This window comes from Lysinibacillus cavernae, assembly GCF_009724685.1.
In the GTDB taxonomy this organism is placed as follows: Bacteria; Bacillota; Bacilli; order Bacillales_A; family Planococcaceae; genus Lysinibacillus; species Lysinibacillus cavernae.
In genome coordinates, this window is record NZ_WMEF01000002.1 from 34,879 (window position 1) to 53,087 (window position 18,209).

Genomic DNA, 18,209 nt, shown 5'->3' on the forward strand with positions numbered 1-18,209 from the left:
CAATTATTCGAATGACCAGTTCTAGAAGTAATCACAACGTCTACATTTAGCGATGTCCCTTCTACACATTGGGCCATTGAGGAAATTGATGCAGCTGCAACAGAAAGAATGGTCAAAAATGAAAGGAGCAACACAATATGCGAAAAATGAGTAAGTTTAAATGTTTCATCCCTATAATTTTCTTTTCGTTTTACATATTATTTTCTAATAATATAGTTTTTGCAAATAGTATAGAAAATGATTTTAATTATGGTGACAATATAACGGGTGTAGTACCAGAAAAATATTATCCAGGTGGGGTAACAATTTATGGCAATCTAGGAATGAGTAGAAAAGATTTAGTTTTACCAGATATACTAGGTGGAAAACCTGTCACTACAATATGGATCGATGCATTTAATAATAAACAACTGACCTCCTTAGAATTTTCAAATAATACGAAGTTAATTTCTTACGGGGCGTTTCAGAATAATCAGCTGACATCGGTAATGCTTTCGAATCAGCTTGAATGGATTGGGTATTTTGCTTTTAACAATAATAATCTGTCGAGTATAACGATACCAAGCAGCGTAAAAGAAATTGGTGAAAACGCATTTATTGGGAATGATTTGAAAACGATAACGGTTTTTGGCGCTAATACAGTATTATTGCAAAATTCTATCCCTAATAACACTAAGATATTAGGGATTATTCCATCTAAAGCAAAGGAATATTCTGATGCAAATGGATTTGCATTTGAAGAAATAGCGAATAAAATCACATATGATGGGAATGGACAAACGAGTGGTGAACTATCGGAAGACTACACAGGAAACACTACAAAAACATTTATTGTAAAAAATCAAGGGAGTTTAAAGAAAATAGGCTATACATTTATAGGGTGGAATAGTAAGCATGATGGAAGTGGAACGGATTATAATGTTGGAGAAGAAATAGTAATAAATCAAGATATTACTCTATACGCTAAATGGGAAGAGGGTCCCTTTCTGGTAAGTTATGAATCAAATGGTGGTACAACTGTAGCACCCGAAACCGTCGCGCGCAACACAATAGTGATGGAACCGCCTGTCCCAACTAAAACAGGTTATACATTTGATGGATGGTATAAAGAAGCTGCCCTGACGAATGTGTGGGACTTTACAAAAGATATGGTAACAGGAGATACGACGCTGTATGCGAAGTGGGACGTCACGCAGTATGAAGTGACGTTTAACAGCGATGGAGGTAGTATGGTCGCCTCACAATTCGTCACTCCCAACACAAAAGCGACAGCACCGCCAGTCCCGAAAAAACTAGGCTATATATTTGATGGCTGGTATAAGAATAATGCATTTTCAGCGCCATGGGATTTCACTACAGATGTCGTCACAGAAGCCATCACATTGTATGGGAAATGGACAACGAACCCAACATACACCGTCATATATGATAAAAACGGCGCAACTGGTGGTACTGTGCCACTAGATAACAAAGCATATGAAGATAATGACAGTGTAACGGTGCAGGACAACAGAGGTCAACTTGTCAGAACGAACTATACGTTCAAAGGTTGGAACACACAAGCAGATGGCAAAGGGACATCGTATGTTGAAAAAGCAACATTCCAAATGAGGAAAACGGATGTCACACTGTATGCCGAGTGGACAGTGAACCCACCAACGACAGGTGGAGATAGTAATCCACCACCTGGATCAAATGACAATGACTACTCGCCACCAACAAAAGTGAAAATCACGTTGCATACGAATGGTGGCACAGTGATAGCGCCAATCGACATCCGCTATAATACAAAAGTTAACGATTTACCTGTTCCAACAAGAGCTGGTTATCGCTTTGATGGTTGGTATCAAGATGAAGCACTAATAAAACGATGGGCAGAGGAAATCATTGTGCGAGAAAATATTTCACTTTATGCCAAATGGATAGAGTTACCTGTGGAAAAATCTGAATCTCCACAAGACCCACAACCATCCAAACCAATCGTGACATTTAGCGATGTAGAAGGACATTGGGCAAAAGCGATGATGGAGGAACTAGCGACACTTGGCATTATTCAAGGCTATGAAGATGGTACTTTCCGTCCGAATACCCCTATTAGTCGTATGCATGTGGCAGTTTTACTAACAAGAGCATTTTCACTAAAAATAGTAAGAGAAGCGGATGATTTCTCAGATGTGGCGTCCACACACCCTTATTATGAGGCGATACAAGCATTGCAACAAGCAGGCATTGTAGACGGGTCAAACGGTGCCTTCCGTCCAACAGAAAATATGACAAGAGCGCAATTAGCAAAAGTTCTTGTTGGCGTTCTTGGGCTAACACCAGAAGGCGCAAGTTCATTTGTAGATGTGGATAGCACCCATTGGAGTTCAGGCTATATTGCTGTGTTAGAGCGTGAAGGGATTACGTTAGGCGATAATGGCAATTTCCACCCAAATGTGCCAGTAACAAGAGCGCAGTTTGTGGCATTTTTATATCGGATTATACAAAAATAGCAAGAAGCAAAAAACTTGAAGGGATATTTCTTTCAAGTTTTTTTGTTGTACAAAACACGCTGCTAGATTATTTTGCCGTTTCCGCAATTTCAATGTCACTCACATACTATCTGGCATCCCAACCTCTATCGCTAATCTATTTTGCGAAACGCCATTAGCTAGGTGCTTTCCTTCAAGTCTGTATACCATGCATATTTATTCACTGGCATCAAAGTGACTAAATCAGCTAAGTAAGCATTTTTGGGGTCTAAGTTGTATTGCCGAAATACTTTTTTAAAGGTGTTGTTTATTCAGGCAAATGAACTTGAGGATGCCAACAGTGAACGGTAAATAAGCAATGAAGAAAGAATCTTAATGTATATTAATTAAACTTTTTTTCAAAACACACTTTTTCAAAGAGTTATCAATTTCATGTAAACTAAACTTTTTCTAGAGGAAACATAGGTTAAAAATCTTATGAAAATGAAACCAATATTTTGTATAATAGGAAAAATAGATTTATTTTGATTTTTAATATAGTTGGGATATTCACTGGAGGTAGCATAAAATGTTTTTCAAAAGAAAACCGAAAATAAATGAGAAAACAATCAAGGAACTCTTGCGGAAACTGGAAACAACATATACGGATAAGGAAATCGAACAATTGTCGAAAATGTTTCATCCCGACCATCGCAATATCTCCTTTTTAAATCACTTTTCCCTCATGATGAACTTTCAAATTTACAATATTACATCTGAAATTCTCAACCTCGAAGTATTGGATATGAATGAAGAGGAGGCAAGTTTTACATATACGCGGAAACATATGTATGCATGTATAAATAAAGAGGATGAAAACGGGACAAACCCGAACAATATATCCAGCTACTATGTCCAGCTTAAGGTAGAAAGTAAAGAAATTTGGGTCATGAAGTATGCAAGATACAGTGAGCTTTTTTTGGATCTTGAAGGAAATATTTTACCGGATGAAAAGGCGGTTGTGCCACCTGGGGCCTTGTACTTGGACAATATGAAGCGCTTTATCGATATTATTCATCTTGAGCATTTTAAGCCAGCTACCTATCTTACATATACCGATAGTGAGTTCATCGGCTACTATCCCGAAGAGGAGCGCTGTACCTATCGGACCTCGGAAAAGCTTACCTTCAATTACTTCCAAAAAATGGAGGTTAGCTCGATAGAAGAGCATACAAATGCGTATATTGAGGGAAATACCCTGGAATATAGTGATATCCTGATGATGGAGGAGAATTCCTCTATCATTGAATCAAAATTCAAGGGCAGCACCGGATTACAGCATGAATTGATCTTGAGCATGCTTGCCCCAGATGGGTTCTTTATAGTCCGTTTCTTGAAAAGCCGCAACGCTCCCATTGAGGAGGATTTGCGCCAACGTCTAATAGAACAGATGAAGATCGCTACGACAAATCTTGACGTTTCCGTTTGACCGGCTGTCATTTTTAGAGCGAGAAAATTTATAAAGTCATCCTAAGTTATATTTATTGTCAAAAAATTCAAGAATGATATTTGAACTCAGTTGTGAATTGTTTTTTACCTCACAACTGAACCCTATATATTTTGAATAGGCTCTTCTTATTCAAATAAAGGGCGCTTTTCTGAATAAGAAAGCGTCTTTATTCATGGAAAGTGCTAATTTCTTGAGTACCACATTTTAAGAAAATCGTTATGGAGCATAGAATTTTTCAGTTTAGTAGAATAAGAATTAGAAATAATAAAACGACAGCACATTGAAAAAACCGCCTAATGGTGTAAAATTACACTGTAAGGCGGTTTTTCCTGATCAATATAATATGGGGGTATATATAAATTGAAGAGGTTTATTAACAGTATTTTGTCTTTATTTCCTGTTCCTTTCTTATTTCATTTTTACGAATATAATTGTCATCTTGCTAGGCAACAAGCTGATTTTTTGTTTCCGGTATTTCTAGTGTTCATAATTGTTGTAGGTATATCATCGAGAAACATTAAATTCCCTTTGTTCTTTGGCTTGAATTTTATTATGACCGTAATTTCTTTGATAGTTGGCTATTTTTTCATAGTTGATGATGGAGGTTGGTTTAAACCTTTTGGCAGAGATGCCGCCATTATATTTGTTTCAATTATTTATATTTTAGGGCAATTAATGATAAGAGTATTTAGCAAGCTAGGTCATACTAACAGCCAAAGTAATAAGTAAATATGAAAAGAAAGGAAGTAATTTTTCTTTATGATGGATTGCTTTTTCAAAGGCTGCTAATGGGGTATTATTTTTGTATTGTATAAACTATTTAATTTAGCTAAATCAATAAAGTTTGTGAAAGAATGTTTATATTTAAGTGGTGATTTGTATTTATATAGTAAAATGTCATATGAAATTTAAGCGGGTTATGGAGAAATTTCAAAAAAAATATTGACAAAATATTTTTTTTCTGTAAAATGAAAAACAATTCAAAAATATTTGTATAGAACAAAGGCTATGAAAAGAAATAGTATCAATTATTTTTACGAACAGAAAGTTACCGGTTGATGAGAGGTGCATGTAAAACGATTGAGAATTCATCTTGGAGCTGTGTACCGAAAAGATCATTCTAAGTAGGCTACACCGGTAAGCACCCGTAATCATGTGCGAGAGTATCGTCAAATGACTGTACTTCTTAAGGTAAGTAATGTGAATTGCTTATAAATTAAAGGTGGTAACACGAGTTGAATCGTCCTTTTGGTTAATCCAAAAGGGCGTTTTTTTTATTCCTTTTTTGAGCAAAAGTATTTGAAAATCTAAACGTATTAGGAGTAGAACATTATGAAAGACAATCATCAAGATTCACAGCTAAAGCGCGGTTTAAGTACTCGTCACATGCAATTAATTGCACTTGGCGGATCCATTGGGGTCGGTTTATTTTATGGCTCTAGTTCAACAATTCAAATGGCTGGGCCATCTATTTTACTAGCTTATTTAATTGGCGGATTAGTTATTTTCACAATTATGCGTGCATTAGGCGAAATGGCAGTAGAGGAACCTGTATCAGGCTCGTTCAGTACGTACGCGAATAAATATTTAGGACGCTTCGCTGGGTTTTTATCTGGTTGGACGTATTGGTTCATGTGGATTGTCGTTGGCATGGCAGAATTAACAGTGGTCGGTGTATACATTAACTACTGGTTCCCTGATATTCCACAATGGGTAACTGCCCTTGTAGTACTTGTTATTATGACGCTTGTAAACTTAGCAAATGTAAAAGCTTACGGAGAATTCGAATTCTGGTTTGCGATGATTAAAGTCGTTGCGATTATTGGTATGATTGTTCTAGGATTAGCCATTATTTTCTTCGGTGTTGGCAACCACGGTGAAGCAATTGGCTTCGATAATTTATGGGCACACGGTGGCTTCATGCCAAACGGTTTCCATGGTATTTTAATGTCATTAGTATTAGTTATGTTCTCATTCGGTGGGGTTGAATTAGTTGGTATTTCTGCAGGAGAAGCAAAAAATCCTAGCAAGTCAATTCCTTCAGCTATTAACAACATCGTTTGGCGTATATTAATTTTCTACATTGGTGCATTAGGCGTTATGATGGTTATTTATCCTTGGAACGAAGTTGGTTCAGAAGGTAGCCCGTTCGTTCAAATTTTCGATTACGTTGGCATCCCTGCTGCGGCTCACATTATTAACTTTGTTGTCATTACAGCAGCAATGTCTGCATTTAATAGTGGGTTATACGGTTCAGGACGTATGCTACACAACTTATCGGTACAAAAAAATGGTCCAACATATTTTAAAACAGTAAGCAAAAACGGTAGTCCGCGTAGAGGGATTTTATTTTCTTCAGCGGTGTTATTAATTGCGGTTGTCTTAAACTATGTAGTACCTGAAAAAGTATTCATTTATATTTCTGCTGTTGCGACTGTTGCAGTCATTACAAGCTGGATGATTATTTTATTAGCACAATTGAAATTTAGAAAGTCAAAAACGAAAGAGGAAGTAGCCGAACTGAAATTCAAAATTCCGCTTTATCCACTTTCTACGTATATTGCCATTGCATTCTTATTAATGGTTATTGTGTTGATGGCGTTTATTCCAGATATGCGTGCTGCCCTATATGTCGCACCAGTTTGGTTTTTAATCTTATTTGTTGGATACAAAGTAATAAATGTTAAAAAGTAGTTAAATCATTTTCTTTAACTGATATTTCTTCAACGAAGACAACGATCTTCCACAATCGGGCGCGTTTTTGCGCTATATGGATGGCTAACGGGGCAGAATAATGGAATTAAGATAAAAATTGCCAAATTCAATTTTATTATCGAGGAATTCCGCTTTTTAGAATTAGAATTTCCCTAACATTGTAATTCCGCATTTTCTTAAACTACATCAAGTTGTATGTGTAAAATATCTCCTGAAGCAACCCGTCCTAGATTAGAACGGGTTAGCTTTACTGAGATTATAAAATTAAATAGCTATATTGCCACTTTATATTACTCCATCTGGTGGCTAGGTTGTGTCTTTCTCCAGCCATAAAACTGCATGACGACGTCTTTTGATCATATAAATCATTTCGATTCCCACCTTTCATGTTTTTTAATTAACAAAATTAATATTGACGAATACGAATATAATTTTCTACTTTTCTTCGGTTCTCTTCAAAGATTTTTTTCACATTTTCATTATGAAGTGCTTTCTCAAGAGAGTTCTCACGTTTTGTAATAGTTATCGTGAGATCAAAAATGTTTAATATCATTTATTATCACCTCCTTAAATTACCATGAAAAATGAAAAAAACCGTAGAGAGACTCCCCTACGGTGAAAAAAGGCACAAAAATACCGCAGGGGCACACTTCTCCCTGCGGTATGGGTATGCTTAATTACAAAAAAACCTTAAGCGATCCATTCCGATCTGGTCGAATGTGTGATTTTCATTTTTACTGAAGTTGTAACTACCAATGACTTTAATTTAACGATAACGATCATTTCATTCGACCTCCTTAAGAATTTTTTATTTACTTTGTAAGTATACCTATCTTTAAGTTGTTTGTAAACATCTTTTACTAAACTTTCCTGATTGTGTTAATGACTAGAAACACTTTTTGCTGCTTTACATTGTTAGTTACTTGATTTTTTCGGAGTAGCAAATAGAAGATATAGAAGACTTAAAGCCAAAAAACATCAGAAAAACGATCTTCAATAATCGGACGCTATTCTGGAGGAAGGGAAAAACCATCACAATCTTTTGAAACGATCCTAAAAGGGAAGGCATTCTCAAATTTAGATATAACACTTATACACGGAGATTTTGGAGCATCTAACATTTTGTGGAATCCAGTAATAAGTATGATTTCAGGGATATTAGATTTTGGTGGTTCAGGTTTAGGCGATCCAGCGTATGATTTTGCTGGAATACTCTCTAGCTATGGTGAGGATTTTTTTGATAGATGTATTAATCTATATCCTAACGGTGAAGAAATATCTGAACGAGTTAAATTTTATAAAAGCACTTTTGCTTTACAAGAAGCATTATACGGAATTGAGAATGCCGATAGACAGGCTTTTGAAGATGGAATTAAAGAATATAGATAGATTGCTTGTTCCACTTTAGGTGCAATAGTTGAATAACGATATTCTATAATACCAGCTATTAAAGGGCGCGATTGTTGAAGGGCGGAGGAAGCATATGATTAAACTTTATTATAAAACCTTAAGCAACATGCCCATGATCTTTTCATCCAAACATAAATTGAAAAAAGGGTAGCTGACGTTTTGCATCAGCTACCTTTTGTTATTGATCAAGTTTTGTTAGTGTTTTGCCACTCCAACCAAAAATTATAGTTAGAATCGGGCCTAGTAAACAGAAGAAGGTGAATGGCAGATAATCAAATGTGGATACACCAAGGATACTTGAGATGAAAATACCACAAACACTCCAAGGTACAAGTGGATTGACGACCGTACCAGCATCCTCCATGACACGAGATAGGTTTTTCGGTGCCAGGCCAACCTTCGCAAATTGAGCTTTAAAGGCTTCACCTGTCAACAGAATGGATAAGTACTGTTCACCGATTAATGTATTGACGCCAATGCCTGTAATCGCAGCACCTGTAATAACAGAGCCAGCACTTTTAAATAAGTTTTCAACTTTCGCTAAAATACTTTGAATAATGCCAAGTGTAAACAATAATCCACCCATTGTTAAGGCCAGTAATACAAGGGCAATAGTAAATAACATACTATTCATCCCACCACGAGTTAATAGGGCATCTACTTCCTTATTACCAGTTTGAGAGACATAGCCGTCAAACAAAATTTTGAAGACATCTGAAGCCGGAAGTGGGTCTAATAGATAGGAAAGACCTACGCCAAGAATGGACACGACTGCTAATGTAATGACGGCAGGTGCTTTATAAAAGGTCATAATAACGAGTACCACAATTGGCAATAATGTATACCAATGAATAAGCCCTGTCGATAATAAACCTTCTTTAAATTGCTCTACTGTATCAAACGAAGTATCTGCTCCTGTTGGTGAAAGGATCGCATACAGTACAAACGAGATAATGAAAGCGGGAATCGTTGTCCAGCCCATATTTTTAATGTGCTCAAATAGGTCTACACCAACTGTACCTGAGGCAAGATTGGTTGTATCTGATAATGGTGACATTTTATCACCAAAGAAGGCACCAGAAACGATGGCTCCAGCTGTGATCGTTAACGATATGTCCATGACACCAGCAATACCCATAAATGCCACACCAACAGTCGCTACTGTTGTTAGGGAGCTACCAACGGAAATACCGACGATACTACAAATAAGAAAAACAATTGCAAAGAAAAAGTTTGGTGAAACAGTTAAAAAACCATAATATATCAGCGTTGGGATCGTTCCACCCATAATCCAACTAGAAATTAAAATACCAATAAAAAAGAAGATAAAAACGGCACCAAGGCCAGCACTAGCACCTGCAATCATACCGCCTTCAAGTTCGCGAAAGGGAACTTTTTTCAGTAATCCATAAGCCAGTAATAGTGAAATGACTAGAAAAATGGGAATATGGGGTGTTGCTTTTAAATAGCCAATACTAAAAGCCATAGTGGCAATAATTAAAAGTATAATGAAGCCTGCCTCGATAAATCGAGGGTTACTCTTTGCTTCTATTCGAAACATGTGAATCCTCCTAATAAATACTTCTGCGCTTCAATGCGGTGAAGCCCAAAAGTATTATAGCACGCTAATAATTTTTGTCAATTGACAGAAAATTGGAGTTCGTTAATGAAAACATAATTCGAAGCACATCAATTTTGTTCCAGGCTTCACGTATTGAAACGCATATAGAAAATTAACCTCTTGTTTTAGTATCTCCAGTATCGTGCAAAAAATTAAAAACGCCTCTGTCTGGTCTAAAAAGGTCATCGAAAAAACCAATCGCTGCAAGTGCACCAATGTATGTTATTTTTTCAGCTTTGCCGAGCACAAGTGTGACGGTTATTGTCCCCAATCTTTTTTTATTACCGTATAAGCAGCTACAAGGACGAGCATAACAAGCATAAGTGGTTTTAATAGCAGGAGATAAGATGACCAGCGCAAGAAATAAATGGGAGAATTTTTTCTAATCTTTTTAATGTCTAAAAAAGTTCTTATTAAATCGTATTCTGTTTATAGGGTCCAACAAGCGCATGATAAAGTAAGTAAAAATACATCGATATCCATGTATTTGCTCACATCTTTCTCTAAGAGCATTGCGAAAGACAAAAAATAACAATGAAATTCCATCATTTTCATGTAAATAGTCTTTACAATTCCTTAACATTTCATCTAGAAAACAAATAAGCGGAAAAAAGTTTATTTCAAGTATTTTTATAAAAATAAAAGAAAAAATGGTCATATTTAAAGAAAAAATAGTGATTTTTATCATTTGATTTCCAACGTTTTCAACTTGGAAAACAGCTTAAAAATAAATGTGGCGAATTTTATATTACATTTTTGTAAAATCAACATCTTTTTGTTTAAAATTTTGTAGAATTGTGTAAATGTTTTGTTATGATGGTTCAGAAATTGACCAATTTTTATTTCACAGGAGGAACAGGATGTTCAACTCAAATAAGCAAGATCCATTTTTTCAGTCATTATTAAAAATCGCAAAAAATGTGAATGAAGGTATTTATTATGCACATAATGCCCGTATTCAAGATATAGATGCGTTAAAAGAAATTGCAGATACAATGAAGCAATATGAAACAAGTGGTGATAAATTAATCCATGAGCTCATTGTGATGCTGAATAAATCGTTCATGACACCAATCGAGCGTGAGGACATTTTAGCATTAGCGAATAAACTAGATGATGTGATTGATGGGATGGAAGGCTGTATTGCTCATTTCAATATGTACAACTTAACAGAAGTAACAGAGCCAATGCGTCAATTCCTCACATATATTGCGAAGAGCACAGATGAAATGGTACAGGCCATGGAACTTTTAAATAGTAAAAAGCTTGTAGAAATGCGTAAACATGCTATTCAAATCAAGGACAATGAGCGTGAATGTGATGAAATTTTCCGTTCTTCTATGAAGCAGTTATTTATCCAGGAAAAAGATCCAATGCGTCTGATTATCTTCAAGGATATTTATGAACAATTTGAAGATATTGCGGATAGCTGTCAAACAGTAGCAAACACAATTGAAACAATAATTATGCGTAATGCGTAAGATGGAGTGTACGAAATGGATACGATATTATTAATCACCATATTAGTCGTTATTTTCGCACTTGTGTTCGACTTTATTAACGGCTTCCATGATACAGCAAATGCCATTGCCACTTCTGTATCAACCCGTGCCTTAAAGCCACGTACTGCGGTTTATATGGCGGCGGTTATGAACTTCGTCGGAGCGATTACATTCGTTGGAGTAGCAAAAGCATTAACAAAAGATATTGTAGACCCGTTTAGCTTAAATGCTTACGATGGCGATATTACGGGTTCTGTCGTTATTTTAGCAGCCTTATTTTCTGCGATCACATGGAATTTATTAACGTGGTATTTTGGGATTCCATCAAGTTCTTCCCATACATTAATTGGTTCTGTTGCAGGTGCAGCCATTGCGGCGGCAGGATTTGATATTTTGAACTATGCTGGTTTTATTAAAATTCTTCAAGCACTTATTTTTTCACCGTTACTAGCGTTTGCAGCTGGTTTCCTAATGATGACATTATTGAAGGTCATCTTTAAAGATATGAATTTATATCGTACGAATAAAGGCTTCCGAACGATGCAAATCGGGACAGCTGCCTTACAATCATTTACGCACGGTACAAACGATGCCCAAAAAGCGATGGGGATTATTACCCTTGCTTTAATAGCTGGAGGCATGCACCAAGGGGATGATATTCCGTTTTGGGTACGTTTTGCAGCAGCAACAGCGATGGGTCTTGGTACATCTGTAGGTGGTTATAAAATCATCAAAACAGTTGGTGGCAAGATCATGAAAATCCGCCCAGTGAATGGGGTAGCAGCAGATTTAGCTTCTGCTTCAATCATCTTTGGTGCGACGTTGATCCACCTACCTGTTTCCACAACACATGTTATTTCTTCATCAATCATGGGTGTAGGAACAGCACATCGTGTCAAAGGTGTTAAATGGGGAATGGCACGTAAAATCGTGACAACATGGGTCATCACAATGCCAATCTCAGCTGTCATGGCAGCATTGATTTACTATATTTTAAGTTTGTTCTTCTAGTAACATTGAGGAATGCACAATCCCTGTGCATTCCTTTTTTGTGTTTGAGGATAGCTCGCTGGGAAGTGGTGGATGGAATGCTTAGAGTGGTGGATAGAGCGAAAGAAACGGATAGAACGCTCGAAGTGGTGGATAGAACGCACAAAGTGGCGGATAGAGTGAGTAAAGTGGCGGATAGAATGCTCAAAGTGACGGATAGCCCGAGCGAAATGGTGTATGGAACGAACAGAGTGAAGGATAAGGCGAAAGAAACGGATAGAATGCTTAAAGTGAAGGATAGAACGTTCAAAGTGGTGGATAGAACGCTCAAAGTGAAGGATAGAGCGAGCAAAGTGGCGGATAGAACGCTCGAAGTGTTGGATAGAACGCACAGAGTGAAGGATAAGGCGAAAGAAACGGATAGAATGCTTAAAGTGAAGGATAGAACGTTCAAAGTGGTGGATAGAACGCTCAAAGTGAAGGATAGAGCGAGCAAAGTGGCGGATAGAACGCTCAGAGTGAAGGATAAGGCGAAAGAAACGGATAGAACGTTCAAAGTGAAGGATAGCCCGAGCAAAGTAGTGGATAGAACGCTCAAAGCGAAGGATAGCCCGAGAAAAGTGGCGGATAGAATACTCAAAGTGACGGATAGTCTGAGCAAAGTGTTGGATAGAACGCACAAGGTGAAGGATGCCTAAGGAAAGTGAAGGATAAAGCGCAGGAAACGGATAGAATGAGCAGAGTGACGGATAGAATGCTCAAAGTGACGGATAGAATGCTCAAAGTAGCGGATAGAACACTCAGAGTGACGGATAGAACGCACAAAGCGAAGGATAAAGCGTAGGAAACGGATAGAATACTCAAAACGAAAGATAGCGTGAGTAAAGTGTTGGATAGAACGCACAGAGTATGGGATAGAGTTAGGAAAGTGTTGGATAGAACGCACAAGGTGAAGGATAGAGCGAGCAAAGTAGAGGATAGAATACTCAAAGTGACGGATAGTCTGAGCAAAGTGTTGGATAGAACGCACAAGGTGAAGGATGCCTAAGGAAAGTGAAGGATAAAGCGCAGGAAACGGATAGAATGAGCAGAGTGACGGATAGAATGCTCAAAGTGACGGATAGAATGCTCAAAGTAGCGGATAGAACACTCAGAGTGACGGATAGAACGCACATAGTGGAGGATAAGGCGAAAGAAACGGATAGAACGCTCAAAATAGCGGATAATCCCATACTTGTGCGAAGTGCGGTTTCCCTCTAAGGTAATTATAAAGAAAGTGTAAAGTTCGGAGAGAATCGCTTTTTCCGTAGTAAAGTGGAAACAGGAGGAGAACGGATGAAGGAAAAGTTACTACTGATTGAGGATGATGCAGCCATTGGTTACATTGTAAAAGATACGCTGGAGCAGGAGGGCTACGGTGTGACATGGGCGACCACGGGCCTTGAAGGGCTGGCAGATTTTCAGTCGGATGCATTTGATTTAGTATTAGTTGATTGGATGCTACCAGAGATGGATGGTCTCACTGTTTGTCAGAATATACGCTGGGAAAGTGATGTACCGATTATTATGATGAGCGCCCGAAAGGAAGAAGCGGATAAGGTGGAGGGGTTGCAGGGGGCGGATGATTATATTGCAAAACCGTTTAGTTTAGAGGAGTTAAAGGCACGTGTGGCCTCTCATCTTCGCCGCTGGAAACGTTATAACAAGCTAGAAGAAGTAGAAGATCAAACTTCTTATACCTATGGATTAACAATTGATTGGCAACGAGAAATAGTGACTCTTAATCAGCAAGAGTTAGGGTTAACGCAAAAAGAATTTGCTCTTTTCAAGTTACTTGCAAAAAACCAAAATCAAACCTTTGCGAAAGAGGAACTGTATCAGCATATTTGGCAGCAAGCGAGTATAGAGGACACCCACACGGTTACAGTACATATTAAGGCATTACGTGAAAAGCTTAACGATTCTGTGAAAAACCCACAGTTTATTCAAACTGTATGGGGCAAGGGATACCGTTTTATTGGTGAACCATTATGAAAATTAAAACATGGTTACTCATTACATTTTTTCTTGTCATGGTGTTACCCATTACAGGTGCGTATAGCCTGTATGTGTGGATTAATGCTTATTATCAAGATAAACATGTTGCGGAATACTTTGATAAATGGACTGAGCTGAATCACATCAAAGCTATCGTTGACAATCCAGAGCTCTATGAAAAAAACGCGGATTATCAAGAGCTAGAAGAACTCACAAATGAGCAACTGGGGATTACACTTTATACAAAATCTGGCTTCGTTTTATATTCCTCCAATCCTTTGCTAACGGGCTATGTAGGAAAAGAGCGCATGTTTAAAGGTTTATATGATTTACAACAGACCTACAATGCTTTTACATACAAGGAGCCTGTCTATCAAAAAGGTGATTTGTTAGGAGTCTTTGAAATTCAATCAGTAAGAACAGATTGGGTAAAAGGTGTTGAAAATCGTTCTTTGCTTGTCATAACAGGCTCTATTCTACTGTTTCTTGCCATCTATTTAGCTGTCATATTCTTGCTTTATCGTAGATTAAATCGACCTTTAACAGTACTGATGCAGCAAATGCGTATTTTTGCAAAAGGTGGACATGTGGAAACAACGCTCAGTGCAAGAAAAGATGAGATTGGCGAATTGGCTCAAACGTTTGTGGCCATGCAGGATGAAATTGAAAAGACGCGAGCTTCTTTAAAAGCGGAGCAACTGCAAAAAGAATTGATGATTGCAAGTATCTCCCATGATTTAAAAACGCCCCTTACAGCCATCCAAGCCTACGCTGAATCTTTACAAAGCAAAGGTCTATCAGAACAGCAGCAAGCGGAATATCAGCAGGTTATTGTAACGAAGGCTGATCGGATGAAGCACATGTTAGAGGATTTACTCATGTTTACATTGCTCCAATCTACGAACTATGAATTAGAGCTGGTACCCGTTGATGGAGAAGAATTTTTCGAGATGGCATTGTCTGACTATGAACCGTTATGTGAGGAACAAGGGTTTTCATTAGAAGTTTTCTGCGACGTAGAAGGTCGATATGCTGTTCATCCGAAACAATTACAGCGGGTTATTGATAATTTAATGAGCAATGCATGGCGTTATGGCAAGACAGGTACATCTATCGGCTTAGCGGCCGTTAATACTGAGAAATATCCTATATGGGGTTTTGATTTTCTGAAGCCAGCCTTGAGCAAGCAAGAGGGAATGTATATTATCGTGCAAAATAGCGGACAGGGGATTCGGCAGGAGGACATCACAAAATTATTCGAGCCCATGTATCAAGCTGATCGTGCAAGATCGAAGGCTGGAGAACATGGCACAGGTCTAGGTTTAAATATTACCAAACAAATTATTGAAAAACATGGTGGTACTGTAGAGCTGCTTTCGATGGAGAACGTCGGAACAGCGGTTGTTTGTTGGCTACCACTATATAAAGGAGCAACTGAAAATGAATTGGAAAAAAACATGCAAAGCAGCGGGCTTCATCGCGGTCATGACATTTAGCTTAGTGGGTTGTAATACGGAAGTGTCGTATTCACCACAGGAAATTATGGAGCAAGCCCTACAAGAATCGAAGGAACCACTTACTTATTATGGCGAATATACGTTAGATATGGGCGAGCTTGGTGGCACAGCACAAGTGAAAGAATGGGTCAAGGATGGTAATAGACGCATGGAATTGACAGGTGATAATGGTGAACATGTCATCACGGTCACAACTGATTCACAGGTGATAAGCTATGACGTCACTGAAAATACTGCCTATAAAATGGCCTTCCCACAAGGAGAACTAGATGGGCTACAATCACCAAGAGATCAGGTACAGCTTATTTTTAATTTGGTCAAGGACACACATGAAATTAAGATCGTAGGTGAGGAGAAGGTCGCTGGTAGAGACACATATAAAATTGTCGCAAAAACTAAAAAAACAGAGTCTTTATTTGGAAACATGGAGGCATGGATTGACAAAAAAACATGGCTGACGTTAAAAATGAAGACAGACAATGCAGGCAATCAAATGATCACCGAATATTCAAAGTTGAATGTTGGTGAAAAAATAGATGATCAACAATTTACACTAGAGCTACCAAAGGATGTAACGATTCAAGAAATTAGTGGAGAGGATACTTCACAATCTATTTCGTTTGAAGTTGCAAAAGAAAAGCTAGGAGCCTTTTTAACAGTTCCACAAGAAAACGGTCTTACGTTAGACAAAATTTCCATGGATAAAGGATTAGAAGATCGACCTGAATACTCGTTTGACTATGGATTAGATGGGCAGCTAGCATTTTTTGTCACTATTTTTAAGGCAGATCCGAGTTTGGCAGAAATTGAGCCAATAGTAAATGAAAAAGAGATGTCTATTCGAGGGCAAAAAGGAACTGTTATGGATGATGAAAATTTCCGTTCTATTTCTTGGCAGGAAAATGGCTATCAATACAATATCGTTGGGGAAAATCCAGAGTTAACGCTTGAGGATCTTTTAAGCTATGTGCAACATATGACACTTGTTCAATGAGGTGATGCGATGAAAAGCGCAGAAGGACTGAAATGTCTGGCATTGTTTTTATTTACCACTATTTTTTTATATGGAGTGGGGGAGACCTATGATGTGTCTTGGCTGCAATTTCAATTTACGGGACGATATGATGATGTAGGTTTTTCTTTTCACTTTACTTCTCTGATTCCAGTATTGATAGGTATATTTATTGTGGGGCTTTATGAATCCAAATTAAAACGTTTTATTTAAATAGTTTGGTGGCAGGGTCATGAGTGTATGGTCCTGCCTTTTATTATGGTAGAATTATCTTTTATCTATTACAATATTTATATAAAAAGGGTTTTTAAAGGAGGTTTTATGAATGTCTACATTTATACATAGCTTGGTTCAACAACTGATTACGCCTTTGTTGATGGTCGTGTGTTTTTATTTGACATTAACGTATTTTCATCATCTAAAGACTGGTGATGACAAGGACATTAAGAAAACAAAGTGGTGGGCGGTACTGTGCTTAGCGTTCGCTTTCATTGTACCAGTTCTTTATAATATGATTACATTTACGATTATGATGAGATAAAACAGACAGAAACAGCCACTCTACACGGTAATTGAATTGACCATGCAGAGTGGCTGTTTTTTATCATTCTAGTAGAATATGCATGATAGCCTCTCCAAAATCATGTATTACACAATTTGCTGTAAATGCGTTTTCGTAAAGGCCTCATCATATTTTAAGCCATAACCAAGTGCACGATCTAAGAAAATATGCGCAAGCCAAATCATTGCAACCATAAGAAGAATAGGTGTAGTCGTCATAAAGCCTATAACGAGAAGTAGCGCTGGTACTACAAAACTATGCCCAATATTATAGAAAAGAGCACCTATTTTTGTATTGATGAAATAGCCAATCATTGTGACATCAGGGAGTAGTAAAAACACAATAAAATAAAGCCATGAAAAATCGAGTTGTCCATAGAAAAAGACGGTGATGATAAAGGCAATGACATATTCTAAAGAGATGATTTTACGTAGTTTCATTTAACCACGACCTTCCTGTAAATTTTGATACATACCCTCAATGAGTGAGGCGATTTGTTCTTGATTTTTTTCATATTGACCATCAGCCATTAATGTTTTTGTCAGTTGTAAGGATTGTAGCGCATGCTGATAAAAATGCAATTGCTGCTCGATGTGGGCGATCTTTGCATTAAATAGATGGACCGTTTCTTCATTACACGTTGGTGACATAGGCTTTTGTTCTAGTGTCAGTAAGTGTTTTATTTCTTGTAGGGTAAACCCTAGCTGGCGTAGGACGATGATGAATTTCATTGTATGTTCACATGTGGCATCATACACACGGTAGCCATTGTCTTGTTTTTGAGGGTACAATAGCCCCTCTTTTTCATAGTAACGAACCGTATCAGTAGTTAAGTGAAACTTGTCGGCGAATTGTTTAATTTTCAAAATGAGCACCTCCT

The 18,209-nt window shown here is 37.6% G+C and carries 21 protein-coding genes and 1 other annotated feature; of the genes, 16 read left to right on the forward strand and 5 right to left on the reverse strand.

Annotated elements, in window-relative coordinates:
• The first annotated feature begins 137 nt into the window (after positions 1-137).
• From GJU32_RS04485 to GJU32_RS04500, 4 genes are all read left to right on the forward strand, one after another.
• Positions 138-2,495: an InlB B-repeat-containing protein gene (locus GJU32_RS04485; RefSeq protein ID WP_155590758.1), complete on the forward strand. Its 2,358-nt coding sequence runs from the start codon at positions 138-140 to the stop codon at positions 2,493-2,495.
• Positions 2,496-3,042: 547 nt separating this feature from the next.
• Positions 3,043-3,942, forward strand: coding sequence for a hypothetical protein (locus GJU32_RS04490; RefSeq protein WP_155590759.1), 900 nt, complete (start codon positions 3,043-3,045; stop codon positions 3,940-3,942).
• Between the two features lie 381 nt (positions 3,943-4,323).
• The gene (locus GJU32_RS23030; RefSeq protein WP_196426590.1) at positions 4,324-4,692 is read left to right on the forward strand and encodes a hypothetical protein; all 369 of its coding nucleotides are present in this window, start codon (positions 4,324-4,326) and stop codon (positions 4,690-4,692) included.
• A gap of 270 nt (positions 4,693-4,962) precedes the next feature.
• Positions 4,963-5,214: a binding site (T-box leader), on the forward strand.
• An 81-nt stretch (positions 5,215-5,295) separates the two neighbouring features.
• Complete coding sequence (locus GJU32_RS04500; protein WP_155590760.1) at positions 5,296-6,657, forward strand: amino acid permease; 1,362 nt, start codon at positions 5,296-5,298, stop codon at positions 6,655-6,657.
• Between the two features lie 427 nt (positions 6,658-7,084).
• Here GJU32_RS04500 and GJU32_RS04505 read toward each other — a convergent pair whose 3' ends face one another.
• Positions 7,085-7,231 carry a YrzI family small protein gene (locus GJU32_RS04505; protein WP_155590761.1) on the reverse strand — a complete coding sequence of 49 codons (147 nt, stop codon included), beginning with the start codon at positions 7,229-7,231 and terminating at the stop codon, positions 7,085-7,087.
• Positions 7,232-7,761: 530 nt separating this feature from the next.
• Here GJU32_RS04505 and GJU32_RS04510 point away from each other — a divergent pair.
• Positions 7,762-8,067: a phosphotransferase family protein gene (locus GJU32_RS04510; RefSeq protein ID WP_420798373.1), complete on the forward strand. Its 306-nt coding sequence runs from the start codon at positions 7,762-7,764 to the stop codon at positions 8,065-8,067.
• A gap of 199 nt (positions 8,068-8,266) precedes the next feature.
• Here GJU32_RS04510 and nhaC read toward each other — a convergent pair whose 3' ends face one another.
• On the reverse strand, positions 8,267-9,649 hold the full coding sequence (gene nhaC, locus GJU32_RS04515; RefSeq protein ID WP_155590762.1) for a Na+/H+ antiporter NhaC: 1,383 nt from the start codon (positions 9,647-9,649) through the stop codon (positions 8,267-8,269).
• A gap of 172 nt (positions 9,650-9,821) precedes the next feature.
• Positions 9,822-9,980, reverse strand: a complete 159-nt coding sequence (locus GJU32_RS23035; RefSeq protein WP_196426591.1) for a hypothetical protein — start codon at positions 9,978-9,980, stop codon at positions 9,822-9,824.
• A gap of 589 nt (positions 9,981-10,569) precedes the next feature.
• Here GJU32_RS23035 and GJU32_RS04520 point away from each other — a divergent pair.
• The 11 genes from GJU32_RS04520 to GJU32_RS04565 all read left to right on the forward strand — a co-directional run bounded on the left by GJU32_RS04520 (position 10,570) and on the right by GJU32_RS04565 (position 17,308).
• Positions 10,570-11,190 carry a DUF47 domain-containing protein gene (locus GJU32_RS04520; RefSeq protein ID WP_155590763.1) on the forward strand — a complete coding sequence of 207 codons (621 nt, stop codon included), beginning with the start codon at positions 10,570-10,572 and terminating at the stop codon, positions 11,188-11,190.
• A 15-nt stretch (positions 11,191-11,205) separates the two neighbouring features.
• Positions 11,206-12,222 (forward strand): inorganic phosphate transporter, encoded by a 1,017-nt coding sequence (locus GJU32_RS04525; protein ID WP_155590764.1) that lies wholly within the window; start codon positions 11,206-11,208, stop codon positions 12,220-12,222.
• Positions 12,223-12,311: 89 nt separating this feature from the next.
• The gene (locus GJU32_RS23320) at positions 12,312-12,899 is read left to right on the forward strand and encodes a hypothetical protein (RefSeq protein ID WP_230874933.1); all 588 of its coding nucleotides are present in this window, start codon (positions 12,312-12,314) and stop codon (positions 12,897-12,899) included.
• 5 nt (positions 12,900-12,904) lie between these two features.
• The gene (locus GJU32_RS04535) at positions 12,905-13,045 is read left to right on the forward strand and encodes a hypothetical protein (RefSeq protein ID WP_155590765.1); all 141 of its coding nucleotides are present in this window, start codon (positions 12,905-12,907) and stop codon (positions 13,043-13,045) included.
• A gap of 33 nt (positions 13,046-13,078) precedes the next feature.
• Complete coding sequence (locus tag GJU32_RS23040; RefSeq protein ID WP_196426592.1) at positions 13,079-13,249, forward strand: hypothetical protein; 171 nt, start codon at positions 13,079-13,081, stop codon at positions 13,247-13,249.
• A gap of 5 nt (positions 13,250-13,254) precedes the next feature.
• Positions 13,255-13,461 carry a hypothetical protein gene (locus GJU32_RS04540; RefSeq protein WP_155590766.1) on the forward strand — a complete coding sequence of 69 codons (207 nt, stop codon included), beginning with the start codon at positions 13,255-13,257 and terminating at the stop codon, positions 13,459-13,461.
• Between the two features lie 75 nt (positions 13,462-13,536).
• On the forward strand, positions 13,537-14,235 hold the full coding sequence (locus GJU32_RS04545) for a response regulator transcription factor (RefSeq protein WP_155590767.1): 699 nt from the start codon (positions 13,537-13,539) through the stop codon (positions 14,233-14,235).
• Complete coding sequence (locus GJU32_RS04550) at positions 14,232-15,734, forward strand: HAMP domain-containing sensor histidine kinase (RefSeq protein WP_155590768.1); 1,503 nt, start codon at positions 14,232-14,234, stop codon at positions 15,732-15,734. Before GJU32_RS04545 ends, GJU32_RS04550 begins: the two co-directional genes overlap by 4 nt.
• Positions 15,679-16,749: a LolA family protein gene (locus GJU32_RS04555; protein ID WP_155590769.1), complete on the forward strand. Its 1,071-nt coding sequence runs from the start codon at positions 15,679-15,681 to the stop codon at positions 16,747-16,749. Before GJU32_RS04550 ends, GJU32_RS04555 begins: the two co-directional genes overlap by 56 nt.
• Positions 16,750-16,758: 9 nt before the next feature.
• The gene (locus GJU32_RS04560) at positions 16,759-16,980 is read left to right on the forward strand and encodes a hypothetical protein (protein WP_155590770.1); all 222 of its coding nucleotides are present in this window, start codon (positions 16,759-16,761) and stop codon (positions 16,978-16,980) included.
• Positions 16,981-17,092: 112 nt separating this feature from the next.
• Positions 17,093-17,308, forward strand: coding sequence for a hypothetical protein (locus GJU32_RS04565; protein ID WP_155590771.1), 216 nt, complete (start codon positions 17,093-17,095; stop codon positions 17,306-17,308).
• Positions 17,309-17,415: 107 nt separating this feature from the next.
• Here the strand turns inward: GJU32_RS04565 and GJU32_RS04570 are convergent, their stop codons facing one another.
• The gene (locus tag GJU32_RS04570) at positions 17,416-17,769 is read right to left on the reverse strand and encodes a DUF4260 domain-containing protein (protein ID WP_155590772.1); all 354 of its coding nucleotides are present in this window, start codon (positions 17,767-17,769) and stop codon (positions 17,416-17,418) included.
• A complete protein-coding gene (locus GJU32_RS04575; RefSeq protein WP_155590773.1) occupies positions 17,770-18,195 on the reverse strand; it encodes a MerR family transcriptional regulator in 426 nt (141 codons plus the stop codon). It abuts the gene before it with no gap.
• Positions 18,196-18,209: the final 14 nt, after the last annotated feature.

What these genes read in the sequence shown, in the direction of transcription:
- GJU32_RS04485 (WP_155590758.1), top strand. Translation starts at nt 138, where the DNA reads ATGCGAAAAATGAGTAAGTTTAAATGTTTCATCCCTATAATTTTCTTT.
- GJU32_RS04490 (WP_155590759.1), top strand. Translation starts at nt 3,043, where the DNA reads ATGTTTTTCAAAAGAAAACCGAAAATAAATGAGAAAACAATCAAGGAA.
- GJU32_RS04500 (WP_155590760.1), top strand. Translation starts at nt 5,296, where the DNA reads ATGAAAGACAATCATCAAGATTCACAGCTAAAGCGCGGTTTAAGTACT.
- GJU32_RS04505 (WP_155590761.1), bottom strand. Translation starts at nt 7,231, where the DNA reads ATGATATTAAACATTTTTGATCTCACGATAACTATTACAAAACGTGAG.
- nhaC (WP_155590762.1), bottom strand. Translation starts at nt 9,649, where the DNA reads ATGTTTCGAATAGAAGCAAAGAGTAACCCTCGATTTATCGAGGCAGGC.
- GJU32_RS04520 (WP_155590763.1), top strand. Translation starts at nt 10,570, where the DNA reads ATGTTCAACTCAAATAAGCAAGATCCATTTTTTCAGTCATTATTAAAA.
- GJU32_RS04525 (WP_155590764.1), top strand. Translation starts at nt 11,206, where the DNA reads ATGGATACGATATTATTAATCACCATATTAGTCGTTATTTTCGCACTT.
- GJU32_RS04545 (WP_155590767.1), top strand. Translation starts at nt 13,537, where the DNA reads ATGAAGGAAAAGTTACTACTGATTGAGGATGATGCAGCCATTGGTTAC.
- GJU32_RS04550 (WP_155590768.1), top strand. Translation starts at nt 14,232, where the DNA reads ATGAAAATTAAAACATGGTTACTCATTACATTTTTTCTTGTCATGGTG.
- GJU32_RS04555 (WP_155590769.1), top strand. Translation starts at nt 15,679, where the DNA reads ATGAATTGGAAAAAAACATGCAAAGCAGCGGGCTTCATCGCGGTCATG.
- GJU32_RS04560 (WP_155590770.1), top strand. Translation starts at nt 16,759, where the DNA reads ATGAAAAGCGCAGAAGGACTGAAATGTCTGGCATTGTTTTTATTTACC.
- GJU32_RS04565 (WP_155590771.1), top strand. Translation starts at nt 17,093, where the DNA reads ATGTCTACATTTATACATAGCTTGGTTCAACAACTGATTACGCCTTTG.
- GJU32_RS04570 (WP_155590772.1), bottom strand. Translation starts at nt 17,769, where the DNA reads ATGAAACTACGTAAAATCATCTCTTTAGAATATGTCATTGCCTTTATC.